We start from the raw sequence: 13,847 nt of genomic DNA on the forward strand, positions 1-13,847 counted from the left end.
GCCGACCGGCCAACACGCCCAGGAGCTAGCATGGCGGCGTATCGTCCGGTACCCCCCGCGGACTGGAACGGAAGGCACTCCCCGCGTGAACTCATCCCAGCAACCGCGACCCGCCCGGCTCGCCGTCGGCGTCGTCGGGGCCGGACGGGTCGGCCCCGCGCTGGCCCGCGCCCTGCAGCAGGCCGGGCACCGGCCCGTCGCCGTGTCCGGCGTCTCCGACGCCTCCCGCCGGCGCGCCGCCGAGATGCTGCCCGACGTACCGCTCGTATCGCCCGCGCAGGTCCTGGAGCACGCGGACCTCGTCCTGCTCACCGTCCCCGACGACGCGCTGCCCGCGCTCGCCGAGGGCCTCGCCGAGACCGGCGCGATCCGGCCGGGGCAGCTCCTCGTCCACACCTCCGGGCGCTACGGGACCGCCGTGCTCGACCCCGCCCGCCGCGCGGGCGCGCTCCCGCTGGCCCTGCACCCCGCGATGACCTTCACCGGGACCATGGTCGACGTCCAGCGCCTGGCCGGCTGCTCCTTCGGCGTGACCGCCCCCGACGAGCTGCGGCTCGCCGCCGAGGCCCTGGTCATCGAGATGGGCGGGGAACCCGAGTGGATCGCGGAGGAGAACCGTCCGCTCTACCACGCGGCCCTCGCCCTCGGCGCGAACCACCTGGTCACCCTGGTCGCCCAGTCGATGGAGCTGCTCCACAAGGCCGGCGTCGCACGCCCCGACCGGATGCTCGGCCCGCTGCTCGGCGCGGCCCTCGACAACGCGCTGCGCTCCGGCGACGCCGCCCTGACCGGCCCGGTGGCCCGCGGCGACGCCGGCACCGTCGCCGCCCACGTCTCGGAACTGCGCAAGCACGCCCCCGCCGCCGTCGCCGGATACCTCGCCATGGCCCGCACCACCGCCGACCGCGCCCTCGCCCACGGCCTGCTCAAGCCCGAACTCGCCGAGGACCTGCTCGGCGTACTCGCGGACGGCGGGGCCGACGGCCCGACCGGCCCGACCGGCCCGGGCGACGCGGACGGAGCGAACGGCGCCGAAGGGAGCACCGACCGATGACCGCCGAGCTGCCGCTCCACACCGCCGAGGAGCTCCGCGCGCTCCCGCGCACCGGCCGCCGCGCCGTCGTCATGACCATGGGCGCCCTCCACGAGGGCCACGCGAGCCTGGTCCGAGCCGCCCGCGAGCTGGCCGGCCCCGAGGGCCAGGTCGTCGTCACCGTCTTCGTCAACCCCCTCCAGTTCGGGGCGAACGAGGACCTCGACCGCTACCCCCGCACCCTCGACGCCGACCTCCGCCTCGCCGCGGCGGCCGGCGCCGACGCCGTGTTCGCCCCGTCCGTCGACGAGGTCTACCCGGGCGGCGACCCCCAGGTCCGGCTCGCCGCCGGCCCCATGGGCGGCCTCCTCGAAGGCGCCACCCGCCCCGGCCACTTCGACGGCATGCTGACCGTCGTCGCCAAGCTGCTCCACCTCACCGCCCCCGACCTGGCCCTCTTCGGCCAGAAGGACGCGCAGCAACTCGCGCTGATCCGGCGGATGGTGACCGACCTGAACTTCCCCGTCGAGGTGGTCGGCGTACCGACCGTCCGCGAGGAGGACGGCCTCGCGCTGTCCTCCCGCAACCGCTACCTCTCCGCCACGGAGCGCCGCACCGCCCTCGCCCTGTCCCGCGCCCTCTTCGCGGGCCGGGACCGCCTCGCCGCCCAGGCCGCGCTCGTCGCCCGCGCCGAGGCCGCCCCGGCCAGCGACGAGCGGGCCACCGCCCTGGCCCGGCTCGGCGAGATCCGCGCCTCCGCCGACGCGCACGCCGTGTCGGCCGCGGGCGCCGGACTGCCCGGCTGTGGCCTGCCGGACGCCGTACGGGCCGCCGCGCGGCACGTCCTGGAGGAGGCGGGCCGCTACGAGCCGCCCCTGGTACTGGACTACCTCGCGCTGGTCGACCCCCAGGACTTCACCGACGCCGGCCCCGGTTTCACCGGGCAGGCAGTGCTGGCCGTCGCCGCCAAGGTCGGCGCGACCCGGCTGATCGACAACATCCCATTGGAGTTCGGAGCACACACGTGAGCACCCCAGGCACCGGCACAGGCGCCCCCGGCACCGGCATACGGCTGCACGCCCCCGCCCCCGGATGGGCCGTCGACGCCGACGTCGTGGTCATCGGCTCGGGCGTCGCGGGCCTGACCGCCGCCCTGCGCTGCGCCGCCGCGGGCCGTCGTACCGTCGTGGTCACCAAGGCCCGGCTCGACGACGGCTCCACCCGCTGGGCCCAGGGCGGCATCGCCGCCGCCCTCGGCGACGGCGACACCCCCGAGCAGCACCAGGCCGACACCCTCGTCGCGGGCGTCGGCCTGTGCGACGAGGAAGCCGTGCGCCTCCTCGTCACCGAGGGCCCGGACGCGGTGCGCCGCCTCATGGCGACCGGCGCGGTCTTCGACACCTCCGCCGAGACCGGCGAGATAGAGCTGACCCGCGAGGGCGGCCACCACCGCCGCCGGATCGCGCACGCCGGCGGCGACGCCACCGGCGCGGAGATCTCCCGGGCCCTCGTCGAGGCCGTCCACGCGGCCGGCATCGAGACCGTCGAGAACGCCCTCGTCCTGGACCTGCTCCAGGACGCCGAGGGCCGTACGGCCGGCGTCACCCTGCACGTCATGGGCGAGGGCCAGCCGGGCGGCGTCGGCGCCGTCCACGCGCCCGCCGTGATCCTCGCGACCGGCGGCATGGGCCAGGTGTTCTCCGCGACCACCAACCCGTCCGTCTCCACGGGCGACGGCGTCGCCCTCGCGCTGCGCGCCGGCGCCGAGGTCTCCGACCTCGAATTCGTCCAGTTCCACCCGACCGTGCTGTTCCTCGGCCCCGACGCCGAAGGGCAGCAGCCCCTGGTGTCGGAGGCGGTCCGCGGCGAGGGCGCGTACCTCGTCGACGCGGACGGCGTCCGCTTCATGCTGGGGCAGCACGAGCTCGCCGAGCTCGCCCCCCGCGACATCGTCGCCAAGGGCATCACCCGCCGCATGCAGGAGCAGGGCGCGCGGCACATGTACCTGGACGCCCGGCACTTCGGCGCCCGGATGTGGGAGCAGCGCTTCCCGACCATCCTGGCCGCCTGCCGCTCCCACGGCATCGACCCGGTCACCGAGCCCATCCCGGTCGCGCCCGCCGCGCACTACGCCTCCGGCGGCGTACGCACCGACCTGCACGGCCGCACCACCGTGCCCGGCCTGTACGCGTGCGGCGAGGTCGCCTGCACCGGTGTGCACGGCGCGAACCGGCTCGCCTCCAACTCCCTGCTGGAGGGCCTGGTCTTCGCCGAGCGGATCGCCGAGGACATCGCCTCGGGCGCGCCCGCCGGCAGCGGCCCGGGCATCCCGGTGCCCGCCACCGGCCCGCTCCAGCCCGCCGAGGCGCGGTACGAGATCCAGCGCATCATGACGGACGGCGCGGGCGTCCTGCGCTCCGCCGCGTCCCTGCGCACGGCGGCCGAGGCCCTCGAAGGCCTCTACGCGAAGGCCCTGACCGAACTGGAGACCCAGGGCAAGACCGCGGTGCCCGGCACCGAGACCTGGGAGGCCACGAACCTGCTGTGCGTGGCCCGGGTCCTGGTCGCCGCCGCCCAGCGGCGCGCGGAGACCCGCGGCTGCCACTGGCGCGAGGACCATCCCGACCGGGACGACGCGCACTGGCGCCGCCACCTCGTCGTCAGGCTGTCCGCCACCGAGAAGCGGGCCCTGGTCGTCACCCCCACCGACACCTCGGACTTTCCGTCCGTACGGCACCCCCTGAGCCAGGAGCAGTCATCGTGAGCACCCCCGAATCGCACGAGCACGCCGAGCTTCCCCTCCTCGACGAGTCCACAGGCGGCTGCGGCGACGACTGCGCCTGCGGCGAGGGCGAGGAGAGCGGCCTCGACCCGGCGCTGGCCCAGCTCCTCGCGGACGCGGGCCTGGACCCGGTGGAGGTCGAGGACATCGCCCACATGGCGATCTCCGAGGACCTGGACGGCGGGGTGGACGTGACCACCGTCGCCACCGTCCCCGAGGACGCCGTCGCCACCGCCGACTTCACGGCGCGCGAGGCGGGCACGGTCGCCGGCCTGCGGGTCGCCGAGGCCGTCCTGTCGGTCGTCTTCACCGACACGTTCGAGGTCGAGCGGCACGTCGAGGACGGCGCCCGCGTCGAGGCCGGCCAGGTGCTGCTCTCGGTCCGGGCCCGCACCCGGGACCTGCTGACCGGCGAGCGCAGCGCGCTGAACCTGCTGTGCCTGATGTCGGGCATCGCGACGGCGACGCGCAAGTGGGCCGACGAGCTGGAGGGCACCAAGGCGAAGGTCCGCGACACCCGCAAGACCACGCCCGGCCTGCGCTGCCTGGAGAAGTACGCGGTGCGCTGCGGCGGCGGCGTCAACCACCGGATGTCGCTCTCGGACGCGGCGCTGGTCAAGGACAACCACGTGATCGCCGCGGGCGGCGTCCGCGAGGCGTTCAAGGCCGTCCGCGAGCAGTTCCCCGACCTGCCCGTCGAGGTCGAGGTGGACACCCTCCAGCAGGTCCGCGAGGCCCTGGAAGCGGGCGCCGACCTGATCCTGCTCGACAACTTCACGCCGATCGAGACCGAGGAGGCCGTCGCCCTGGTCCGCGGCCGCGCGGTGCTGGAGTCCTCGGGCCGCCTGACCGTGGCCAACGCCCGCGCCTACGCGGAGACGGGCGTCGACTACCTCGCGGTGGGCGGGCTCACCCACTCCTCCCCGATCCTGGACATCGGCCTCGATCTGCGCGAGGCGGTGTAACCCGTGCTCCTCACCATCGACGTGGGCAACACCCACACGGTCCTGGGCCTGTTCGACGGTGACGAGATCGTCGAGCACTGGCGCGTCTCCACCGACCCGCGCCGGACGGCCGACGAGATGGCCGTCCTGATGCAGGGCCTGATGGGCATGCACCCGATGCTCGGCAACGAGCTGGGCGACGGCATCCACGGCATCGCGATCTGCGCGACGGTGCCGTCGGTCCTGCACGAGCTGCGCGAGGTCACCCGCCGCTACTACGGCGACGTTCCCTCGGTGCTCGTGGAGCCGGGCATCAAGACGGGCGTCCCGATCCTCATGGACAACCCGAAGGAGGTCGGCGCGGACCGCATCATCAACGCGGTAGCGGCCGTCGAGCTCTACGGCGGCCCCGCGATCGTCGTCGACTTCGGCACGGCGACCACCTTCGACGCGGTCTCCGCCAAGGGCGAGTACGTGGGCGGGGTGATCTCCCCGGGCATCGAGATCTCCATGGAGGCCCTCGGCGTACGGGGCGCCCAGCTGCGCAAGATCGAGCTGGCCCGGCCGCGCAACGTGATCGGCAAGTCCACGGTCGAGGCGATGCAGGCGGGCGTGGTCTACGGGTTCGCCGGCCAGGTCGACGGGATCGTGACCCGGATGGCGAAGGAGCTGGCGGGCGCGCAGGGCGACCCGGACGACGTCCGCGTCATCGCCACGGGCGGCCTCGCGCCGATCGTGCTCGGCGAGGCCTCGGTCATCGACGACCACGAGCCCTGGCTGACGCTGATCGGGCTGCGGCTGGTCTACGAGCGCAACGTGCCCAACTTCGAGTGACCGACGGCCCCGTCTCCCGGCCCCGGCCCCCGCGGGGGCCGGGGCCGGTCCGTCATACGGGCGGCCTGCCCGGGGTGGGCGTCGGCGCGGGACTGGGCAGCGGCGGGCCGGGGTTGGGCGGCTGCTCCGGGTAACCCGGGTTGCGGTGCTTGTCCATGGTCACCTTGTCCCAGGTGAGCCCGTAGACGCCCAGCGGCGGGAACAGCTCGACGCGCACCGGGTAGCCCTGCTCCGCGCAGGAGGCGCACAGCAGGTCGCGCCGGGCGCCGCGGAACGCCGTGCGGGCGGCCTGTACCGGCTCCCGCCAACAGGCCTCGCAGGTCACGACGTCCGTCACGGTGGTCTCGAACTCGGCTGTGATCACTCGCTCGACCTCACTTCGACCGGGGTGCTCGGGGGGTACGGGGTGCTCGGGGGGTGCGGGGCGTGCGGGGTGTCCGGGGTGAATCCGGTTGCCGGGGGCCGTCCTTGTCGATCTCGACGTCGATCTCGACCCAGACCGTCTCGGCGCCGCCGCTGACGCGCTCGTGGCCGTACCGGGCCCCCGCGGCCAGCGCGCTGAGCAGCGCCGCGTGCGCGGCCGCGGCCAGCTCGCCGGGCAGGTCCGCCTCGATCCGGATGCGGTCGCACGTCGCCTCGGTACGGGTCTCGGCGCCGCCGAGCGCCGCGCTGAGCAGGGCGGCGAGGGCCGCTGCTTGTGTCTCGGCGGAACACACGAGTCCCCCTCAGGGCGAGCTCAGGGCGAGCGGTCGGTCACCCGTCGTAATGCTGAGCAATCAGCTTTAACCTGATGGGTTAGCTTTGTCAACGTCGGCCAACGCAGGACGGACGTGTACAGGACGGCCCAAATGCCCCGTGAAACCCCGTACTTGCAGGTGTTCGAGTCGATCCGGGCCCGCGTCGAAGCGGGGGAGTGGGCGGTCGGCGACAAACTTCCGTCCCGGGCGCGCTTCGCCCGCGAGTACGCCGTCGGACAGAGCGTCACCCAGCGCGCGATGGAGCGGCTGATCATCGAGGGCTTCCTCGAAGGGCGCGCCGGTTCCGGCACCTACGTCCGCACCCCGCGCCGCCGGATGCGGATGCTCCGCACCCGCCGCAGCGATCCGCGCGCCGGCAGTCCCTTCCGTACCGAGAGCGCCGTGCACGGCCTGGCCGGAACCTGGGACTCCAAGACCGACGCCCGGGTTCCCGCGCCCGAGCGGATCGCCGAACGCCTCGCGATCGAGCCCGGCGACCCCTGCGTCCTGACGCGCTACGAGTTCATGGCCGACGGCAGCCCCGTCGAACTCTCCGAGTCCTGGGAGCCGCTGGCCATCACCGAGGGCACCGCGATCGTCCTCCCCGAGGTCGGCGAACTGCGCGGCGCCGGCGTCGTCGCGCGCATGCGGTCCATCGGCGTCACCGTGACCAACGTGCTGGAGGTCCCCCGCCCGTCCCGCGCCACCCAGGTTCAGGCCAACCTGCTCGGCATCAGCGTCGGTGACCTGATCACGGAGATCGAGCGCACCTACTTCGACGCCGACGGCCGCCCCGTGGAGACCGCCGACCTCGTGGTCCCCGACGCCCGCTACGAGATCGCGTACACGTTCCCCGTCTAGCAGCGCGGGGCGGGAAGCGTGTGATTTTCCGCGGAAATGACCTGATCGGGTCCGTCCGGGGGTTACCGTCGCCCACGGAACCACCGCGACCCCGCGCGCGCCCGCGACCGGAGGAGAACACCATGACCGCTGCGACCGACTGGCAGAAGTCCTCGTTCTGTGGCGAGGGGGAGGCCTGTGTGTACGTCTCCTCCTCGCCCGGCTCCCTCGTAAGGGTCGCCGACCGGGTCGACCCGGCGCACCTCGTGATGGCCACCACCCAGGCCGCCTGGACCGACTTCCTGCGGGCGGTCAAGGAAGCCGGCTGACAGAACGGCCGGAGGTCCGGCGCGCGGCGGCCCGCGGGCCGGGCCCGGCGGCCGACTGGGCGTACCGCCGCGCCGCGCGCAGCCCACTTCGGGGGATTTTGTCCGATTAGCGCGTATCTTCGGCCCATGCCCACGCCCTACGGATCCCGCGGCGGCATGGCGTTCGGCGCCGCTGAGCTGCACGTGCTCAGGCGTTCGCTCGCCCACGCCCTTCAGTCCTCCACGGCCCCCCTGTCGGCCGCCGAGGTTTCGGACTGCCTGCGCCTCGCGCAGACGGTGGACGAGGCGGTCCGGGAGGCGGGGCGGCTCAGAGAGTTCCTCCTCGCGGACCTGGCCCGCTACCGGGGCGCGCTGCCCGGCAGCCTCTCCGGCTACCTGGAGCTCCTCCAGGACGCCCTGGCCGCCGGCTACGAGCCCGTGCCCGACGATCTCGCCGCCCTGCGCGCGCTCCGCGCCAACGCGGTCGCCGCCGCGCTGCTGGAGCGCGCCCAGATCGTCGCGGAGCGCTCCGTGCGCCGCAGGCTCTCGACCACCCCGTCGCCCCGGACCAGGCTGCTGGCCCTGGCGGGCGGCAAGGAGGAGAACCCGGCCGAGGAGCCCAAGCCCGAACCGAAGCCCGCGCCGCGTCCCGCGCCGCAGCCGGCGCACCCAGAGCGACCCATTCCGACCCCCGGCGAGGTGTTCCCGCCGCGCCGCAAGCCCACCCCGCCCCAGAAGGCCGGGCGCGCCGCCGGGTAGCTAGGCTGGGGGCATGGACTACGTCTCCGCGCTCGTGCCCCCCGTCGTGATGGCCGTGTTCTTCATCGCCCTCGTGGTGACGATCGTGAAGAGCCAGGGCGGCGCCAACAAGGCCAAGGAAGACGCGGCGGTCGACGCCGTGCTCGCGAGCGCCGAGGCCGCCCGCCAGCCGCAGAAGTAGCCGCAGGAGCAGCCGCGGCGGGAAGCCGCCGGGGCAGCCGCGGCAACAGCCGGGGCCGCACGCCCTCCGACCTCGTCGGGGGCGGCGCCCCCGGTTTTTGTTGCGCCTTGCCGCGCGAATGGCCGGGCAATTCCGTACAACTCGCACTATCGTGCTGTTGTGCCTCGCCCCTTGGGAGAACTCGAAGACGCGGTCATGACGCGGGTGTGGCAGTGGAACCGCCCGGTCACTGTTCGTGAAGTCCTGGAAGACCTCCAGCAGGAACGGTCCATCGCGTACACCACGGTCATGACCGTTATGGACAATCTCCATCAGAAGGGCTGGGTCCGACGGGAAGCCGAAGGCCGCGCCTATCGATATACGGCGGTCTCCACCCGCGCCGCCTACTCGGCCGCACTGATGAACGAAGCGTGGTCGACGAGCGACAACCCCGCGGCCGCTCTCGTCGCCTTCTTCGGCATGATGTCGGCGGAACAGCGCGAAGCCCTCCGGGACGCCATCCGTATCGTCGGGCATGACGGCGAAGCCGCCCCGCCGGCCGCCGACGCGGACTCCGCCGAGCACGGGCCCGAGCCGGGGCGATAGCGTCCGGGCATGGGTGAGATTTCCGCGCCAGACGCAAAATCAGTGACGATCCGCCGCGCGCGCACCGGTGATGTTCCCGCGCTGCGCCGCCTGCTCGACCAGTACGTACAGCAGCGGATCCTGCTCGACAAAGCCCCCGTCGTCCTTTACGAGGACATCCAGGAGTTCTGGGTCGCGGAACGCGACTCGGACGGGCAAGTGGTCGGCTGCGGCGCTCTCCACGTGATGTGGGAAGACCTCGCCGAAGTCCGCACTCTCGCGGTCGACCGCGAGAGCAAGGGCGCCGGCGTGGGCCACCAGGTGCTGGCGCAGTTGTTGGAGACGGCCCGCCTCGTCGGGGTCAGCCGGGTTTTCTGCCTGACCTTCGAAGTGGACTTCTTCACCAAGCACGGCTTCGTCGAGATCGGCGAGACCCCGGTCGAGACCGATGTCTACATGGAGCTCCTGCGTTCCTATGACGAGGGCGTCGCCGAGTTCCTCGGTCTCGAACGAGTGAAGCCGAACACCTTGGGCAACAGCCGGATGCTTCTGCACCTGTGATCGATGGCACGGGCTTTTCCGGAGCTCCGCGCACCTGTGACCTATGTCCGAATCGCGCACGTTTCCCGCCCTGTTGTGATCCTGAACCTCTCGCCGGGGGTTTGTGTTTTCCAGGCAAAAGCGGTTTCCTTTCCGCGTACTGCATTTTCGATGAAAGGAAATCCGGTGGCACAGAAGGTTCAGGTCCTTCTTGTCGACGACCTCGACGGCGGCGAGGCGGACGAGACCGTGACGTTCGCTCTGGACGGCAAGACCTACGAGATCGACCTCACCACCGCCAACGCTGAAAAGCTCCGCGGTCTGCTCGACCCGTACACCAAGGGCGGCCGCCGCACCGGTGGGCGCGCTTCCACCGGCCGTGCCAAGGGCCGGGCCGCCGCGGCGTCCGGTAACCCGGACACCGCCGAGATCCGCGCCTGGGCGAAGTCCCAGGGCATGAGCGTCAACGACCGCGGGCGCGTCCCGCAGGAGATCCGCGAGGCCTACGAGAACCGGGTCTGACCCGGCAGGGCCTGACCCGGCCGGCCCGTGAAGGGCCCGGCCGCGGCGCTCCGCGGGGGCGTCCGGCGCCTCAGCCGCGCCCGGTGGCATTCCGTCGCCGCCGCGGCGACCAGGCGGACGAGATCGGCTCCGGTGCTTCCGTGCCCGGGACCGGCCAGGGCGGGCAGCAGTGCCTCGCACCCCTGCTCGGGGGGCCGCAGCCACACGGCGGCTCCCCGGGGACTCCCCTGCGCCCCGGGGCTTCCCGGCGGCACCGGGGCGGTGATCCGGCCTCCCGCCCCCAGGGCGGCGAGATCCAGGGCGACCCCGCCCCACTCCAGCCAGTCGAGCAGCCCGTCCAGTTCCTCCGCGCTCCCCGGAGCCACCAGGAACCGCATCCGGCGGCCCATGACCGCCACCGGGCCCGTGGCGACCGGCCGGCGCAGCACCTGTGCCCCGGCGTCGGACGGCAGCTCCAGCACGTCGAACCGCGTCCCGGTCACCAGCTGTCCGGGCGGCCCTCCCACGAGGCTCCAGCCGAGCTCCCGCCCGTACCAGCGGGCGTAGGCCCCGTCCGGCGCCCCGGCCGCTCCGCGAGGGCCTCCGGGAGCGCTCCGCGGCGGCGGGACGGTGGCGGCGGGAACGGGAGCGAGGGGCGGCACGTTGACAGCCATGTCCGGAGCAACTCCCGAAACGCCACAGGGTTACGCACCGCACCGTCGTCGATACGGAACGTAAACATCCGCGAGCCGGGTGTCCCACATTCGAGACGGAAGCGTGTTCGCCCTTAGCGGAGGGAACCGGGGCTGAGAGCATGGAGTGTCAGTGCTTACGGGTAAGACATTCCTAGTGGTACGGGGCGACACGCTGATTTGAGCGCCTTCCGTTCGCCATCGGCGTACACCTGTGACGGGTATCTGCCTGGCCTGCGGGAACATCGTCTCGCACCATCGGGTTGGAGCAGTTGTCGGCTCTTCAAGCCGGTTTTCCCTACCGATGTCGGGGTGAGCCGCGAGCGGATGTCGGCAGTTGGAATGAGCTGTCCCGCCCCGCGGGACTAGCATGCGGAAGGACAGGGCGGGGACCGACCCCGAACTGCCCGACCGCTCTGAGGAGCGATAAACGATGTTCGAGAGGTTCACCGACCGCGCGCGGCGGGTTGTCGTCCTGGCTCAGGAAGAAGCCCGGATGCTCAACCACAACTACATCGGCACCGAGCACATCCTCCTGGGCTTGATCCACGAGGGTGAGGGTGTCGCCGCTAAGGCCCTGGAGAGCCTCGGGATTTCGCTCGAGGCTGTTCGCCAGCAGGTTGAGGAGATCATCGGTCAGGGGCAGCAGGCCCCGTCCGGCCACATCCCCTTCACCCCGCGGGCGAAGAAGGTCCTGGAGCTTTCGCTCCGAGAGGCCCTCCAGCTCGGCCACAACTACATCGGCACCGAGCACATCCTGCTCGGCCTGATCCGCGAGGGCGAGGGCGTCGCCGCCCAGGTCCTCGTGAAGCTGGGCGCCGATCTCAACCGAGTCAGGCAGCAGGTCATCCAGCTGCTCTCCGGGTACTCCGGAGGCGGCAAGGAGTCGGCCACCGCCGGCGGCCCGGCCGAGGGAACCCCCTCGACCTCGCTCGTCCTGGACCAGTTCGGCCGCAACCTCACGCAGGCCGCTCGCGAATCCAAGCTCGACCCGGTCATCGGGCGCGAGAAGGAGATCGAGCGGGTCATGCAGGTGCTCTCCCGCCGGACCAAGAACAACCCGGTCCTCATCGGCGAGCCCGGCGTCGGCAAGACCGCCGTCGTCGAGGGCCTGGCCCAGGCGATCGTCAAGGGCGAGGTCCCCGAGACCCTCAAGGACAAGCACCTCTACACGCTTGACCTCGGTGCCCTGGTCGCCGGTTCCCGATACCGCGGTGACTTCGAAGAGCGCCTCAAGAAGGTGCTGAAGGAGATCCGCACCCGCGGCGACATCATCCTGTTCATCGACGAGCTCCACACCCTCGTGGGTGCGGGCGCCGCCGAGGGCGCGATCGACGCCGCGAGCATTCTGAAGCCCATGCTGGCCCGTGGTGAGCTCCAGACCATCGGTGCCACGACGCTCGACGAGTACCGCAAGCACCTTGAGAAGGACGCGGCCCTTGAGCGCCGCTTCCAGCCGATCCAGGTGGCGGAGCCTTCCCTCCCCCACACGATCGAGATCCTCAAGGGCCTGCGCGACCGCTACGAGGCCCACCACCGCGTCTCCATCACGGACGAGGCCCTCGTGCAGGCGGCCACCCTGGCCGACCGGTACATCTCGGACCGCTTCCTCCCGGACAAGGCGATCGACCTGATCGACGAGGCCGGATCCAGGATGCGCATCCGCCGGATGACCGCGCCGCCGGACCTCCGCGAGTTCGACGAGAAGATCGCGAACGTGCGTCGCGACAAGGAGTCGGCCATCGACTCCCAGGACTTCGAGAAGGCGGCTTCCCTCCGTGATTCGGAGAAGCAGCTGCTGGCGGGGAAGGCCAAGCGCGAGAAGGAATGGAAGGCCGGCGACATGGACGTCGTCGCCGAGGTCGACGGCGAGCTCATCGCCGAGGTCCTCGCGACCGCGACCGGCATTCCCGTCTTCAAGCTCACGGAGGAGGAGTCCTCCCGCCTCCTGCGCATGGAGGACGAGCTCCACCGTCGCGTCATCGGCCAGAAGGACGCCATCAAGGCGCTCTCCCAGGCCATCCGCCGTACCCGTGCGGGTCTGAAGGACCCGAAGCGTCCCGGTGGTTCGTTCATCTTCGCCGGTCCGTCCGGTGTCGGTAAGACCGAGCTCTCCAAGACGCTCGCCGAATTCCTCTTCGGCGACGAGGACGCGCTGATCTCCCTCGACATGTCGGAGTTCAGCGAGAAGCACACGGTTTCCCGCCTCTTCGGATCGCCCCCCGGTTACGTGGGCTACGAAGAGGGCGGCCAGCTGACCGAGAAGGTCCGCCGGAAGCCGTTCTCCGTCGTCCTCTTCGACGAGGTCGAGAAGGCGCACCCGGATATCTTCAATTCCCTTCTCCAGATCCTGGAGGACGGTCGCCTGACCGACTCCCAGGGCCGGGTCGTGGACTTCAAGAACACGGTCATCATCATGACGACCAACCTGGGTACGCGGGACATCTCGAAGGGCTTCAACCTGGGCTTCGCGGCCCAGGGCGACACCAAGACCGGATACGACCGGATGAAGGCGAAGGTCAACGAAGAGCTCAAGCAGCACTTCCGGCCCGAGTTCCTCAACCGTGTCGACGACACGGTCGTCTTCCACCAGCTCACGCAGGAAGACATCATCCAGATCGTCGACCTGATGATCGCCAAGGTGGACGAGCGCCTCAAGGACCGCGACATGGGCATCGAGCTCAGCGGTGAGGCGAAGCAGCTCCTGGCCAAGCGCGGCTACGACCCGATCATGGGTGCGCGCCCGCTGCGCCGGACCATCCAGCGCGAGATCGAGGACATGCTGTCGGAGAAGATCCTCTTCGGCGAGCTGCGCCCCGGTCACATCGTGGTCGTCGGTGTGGAGGGTGAGGGCGAGGCCGCCAAGTTCACCTTCCGCGGCGAGGAGAAGTCGGCTCTGCCGGACCTCCCCCCGATCGAGGCGACGGGCTCCGGCCCGGACCTCTCCAAGGGCGCCTGAGCGCGCGCTGAGCGCTAGCCGCTCCTAGCGGTACGAACGAAGGGGCGGCCCCGGAACCGAAAGGCTCCGGGGCCGCCCCTTTTCGCGTGCCTCGGGGCTGCCGCAGGGGCTGCCGCAGGGGCTTCCGCCGGTGACAAGCCGCACAGGACAAATCGGACCTACGAGGGCGTTTC

The 13,847-nt window shown here is 71.9% G+C and carries 16 protein-coding genes; 13 read left to right on the forward strand and 3 right to left on the reverse strand.

Going from position 1 to position 13,847, the window contains the following annotated elements; genetic code table 11:
• The first annotated feature begins 85 nt into the window (after positions 1 to 85).
• From EES41_RS20635 to EES41_RS20655, 5 genes are read left to right on the forward strand one after another with little or no spacing between them, the layout of a single operon-like run.
• The gene (locus EES41_RS20635) at positions 86 to 1,054 is read left to right on the forward strand and encodes a Rossmann-like and DUF2520 domain-containing protein (RefSeq protein WP_123079824.1); all 969 of its coding nucleotides are present in this window, start codon (positions 86 to 88) and stop codon (positions 1,052 to 1,054) included.
• Positions 1,051 to 2,061 carry a pantoate--beta-alanine ligase gene (gene panC / locus EES41_RS20640; RefSeq protein ID WP_123079825.1) on the forward strand — a complete coding sequence of 337 codons (1,011 nt, stop codon included), beginning with the start codon at positions 1,051 to 1,053 and terminating at the stop codon, positions 2,059 to 2,061. The genes EES41_RS20635 and panC overlap by 4 nt, the downstream gene beginning before the upstream one ends.
• A complete protein-coding gene (locus EES41_RS20645) occupies positions 2,058 to 3,797 on the forward strand; it encodes an L-aspartate oxidase (protein ID WP_123079826.1) in 1,740 nt (579 codons plus the stop codon). The genes panC and EES41_RS20645 overlap by 4 nt, the downstream gene beginning before the upstream one ends.
• Positions 3,794 to 4,780: a carboxylating nicotinate-nucleotide diphosphorylase gene (nadC, locus tag EES41_RS20650; protein ID WP_123079827.1), complete on the forward strand. Its 987-nt coding sequence runs from the start codon at positions 3,794 to 3,796 to the stop codon at positions 4,778 to 4,780. Before EES41_RS20645 ends, nadC begins: the two co-directional genes overlap by 4 nt.
• A gap of 3 nt (positions 4,781 to 4,783) precedes the next feature.
• Positions 4,784 to 5,593, forward strand: coding sequence for a type III pantothenate kinase (locus tag EES41_RS20655; protein ID WP_123079828.1), 810 nt, complete (start codon positions 4,784 to 4,786; stop codon positions 5,591 to 5,593).
• Positions 5,594 to 5,645: 52 nt separating this feature from the next.
• On the opposite strand, the gene EES41_RS20660 is transcribed toward EES41_RS20655, so the two are convergent.
• A complete protein-coding gene (locus EES41_RS20660) occupies positions 5,646 to 5,957 on the reverse strand; it encodes a hypothetical protein (protein WP_123079829.1) in 312 nt (103 codons plus the stop codon).
• 10 nt (positions 5,958 to 5,967) lie between these two features.
• Positions 5,968 to 6,309, reverse strand: a complete 342-nt coding sequence (locus EES41_RS20665) for a hypothetical protein (RefSeq protein WP_123079830.1) — start codon at positions 6,307 to 6,309, stop codon at positions 5,968 to 5,970.
• A 132-nt stretch (positions 6,310 to 6,441) separates the two neighbouring features.
• Between EES41_RS20665 and EES41_RS20670 the strand changes: the two genes are divergently transcribed.
• The 7 genes from EES41_RS20670 (at position 6,442) to EES41_RS20695 (ending at position 10,044) form a co-directional block, all read left to right on the forward strand.
• Positions 6,442 to 7,191 (forward strand): GntR family transcriptional regulator, encoded by a 750-nt coding sequence (locus tag EES41_RS20670; protein ID WP_123079831.1) that lies wholly within the window; start codon positions 6,442 to 6,444, stop codon positions 7,189 to 7,191.
• A 122-nt stretch (positions 7,192 to 7,313) separates the two neighbouring features.
• Entirely contained in the window at positions 7,314 to 7,499 is a 186-nt protein-coding gene (locus tag EES41_RS20675) for a DUF397 domain-containing protein (protein WP_073774324.1), read from the forward strand.
• 126 nt (positions 7,500 to 7,625) lie between these two features.
• A complete protein-coding gene (locus EES41_RS20680) occupies positions 7,626 to 8,237 on the forward strand; it encodes a hypothetical protein (protein ID WP_123079832.1) in 612 nt (203 codons plus the stop codon).
• Between the two features lie 13 nt (positions 8,238 to 8,250).
• Positions 8,251 to 8,418 carry a hypothetical protein gene (locus tag EES41_RS41515; protein ID WP_164495897.1) on the forward strand — a complete coding sequence of 56 codons (168 nt, stop codon included), beginning with the start codon at positions 8,251 to 8,253 and terminating at the stop codon, positions 8,416 to 8,418.
• Positions 8,419 to 8,577: 159 nt separating this feature from the next.
• Entirely contained in the window at positions 8,578 to 9,003 is a 426-nt protein-coding gene (locus tag EES41_RS20685; protein ID WP_123079833.1) for a BlaI/MecI/CopY family transcriptional regulator, read from the forward strand.
• A gap of 9 nt (positions 9,004 to 9,012) precedes the next feature.
• Positions 9,013 to 9,543 (forward strand): amino-acid N-acetyltransferase, encoded by a 531-nt coding sequence (locus EES41_RS20690; RefSeq protein WP_008743298.1) that lies wholly within the window; start codon positions 9,013 to 9,015, stop codon positions 9,541 to 9,543.
• A gap of 165 nt (positions 9,544 to 9,708) precedes the next feature.
• Positions 9,709 to 10,044 carry an Lsr2 family protein gene (locus EES41_RS20695; RefSeq protein ID WP_123079834.1) on the forward strand — a complete coding sequence of 112 codons (336 nt, stop codon included), beginning with the start codon at positions 9,709 to 9,711 and terminating at the stop codon, positions 10,042 to 10,044.
• On the opposite strand, the gene EES41_RS20700 is transcribed toward EES41_RS20695, so the two are convergent.
• Complete coding sequence (locus EES41_RS20700) at positions 10,026 to 10,697, reverse strand: SCO3374 family protein (protein ID WP_123079835.1); 672 nt, start codon at positions 10,695 to 10,697, stop codon at positions 10,026 to 10,028. The genes EES41_RS20695 and EES41_RS20700 overlap by 19 nt on opposite strands.
• Positions 10,698 to 11,148: 451 nt before the next feature.
• Here EES41_RS20700 and EES41_RS20710 point away from each other — a divergent pair, with 451 nt between their 5' ends.
• Entirely contained in the window at positions 11,149 to 13,674 is a 2,526-nt protein-coding gene (locus EES41_RS20710) for an ATP-dependent Clp protease ATP-binding subunit (protein ID WP_123079836.1), read from the forward strand.
• Positions 13,675 to 13,847: the final 173 nt, after the last annotated feature.

Origin of the sequence: Streptomyces sp. ADI95-16 (assembly GCF_003721495.1) — a bacterium.
In the GTDB taxonomy this organism is placed as follows: Bacteria; Actinomycetota; Actinomycetes; order Streptomycetales; family Streptomycetaceae; genus Streptomyces; species Streptomyces goshikiensis.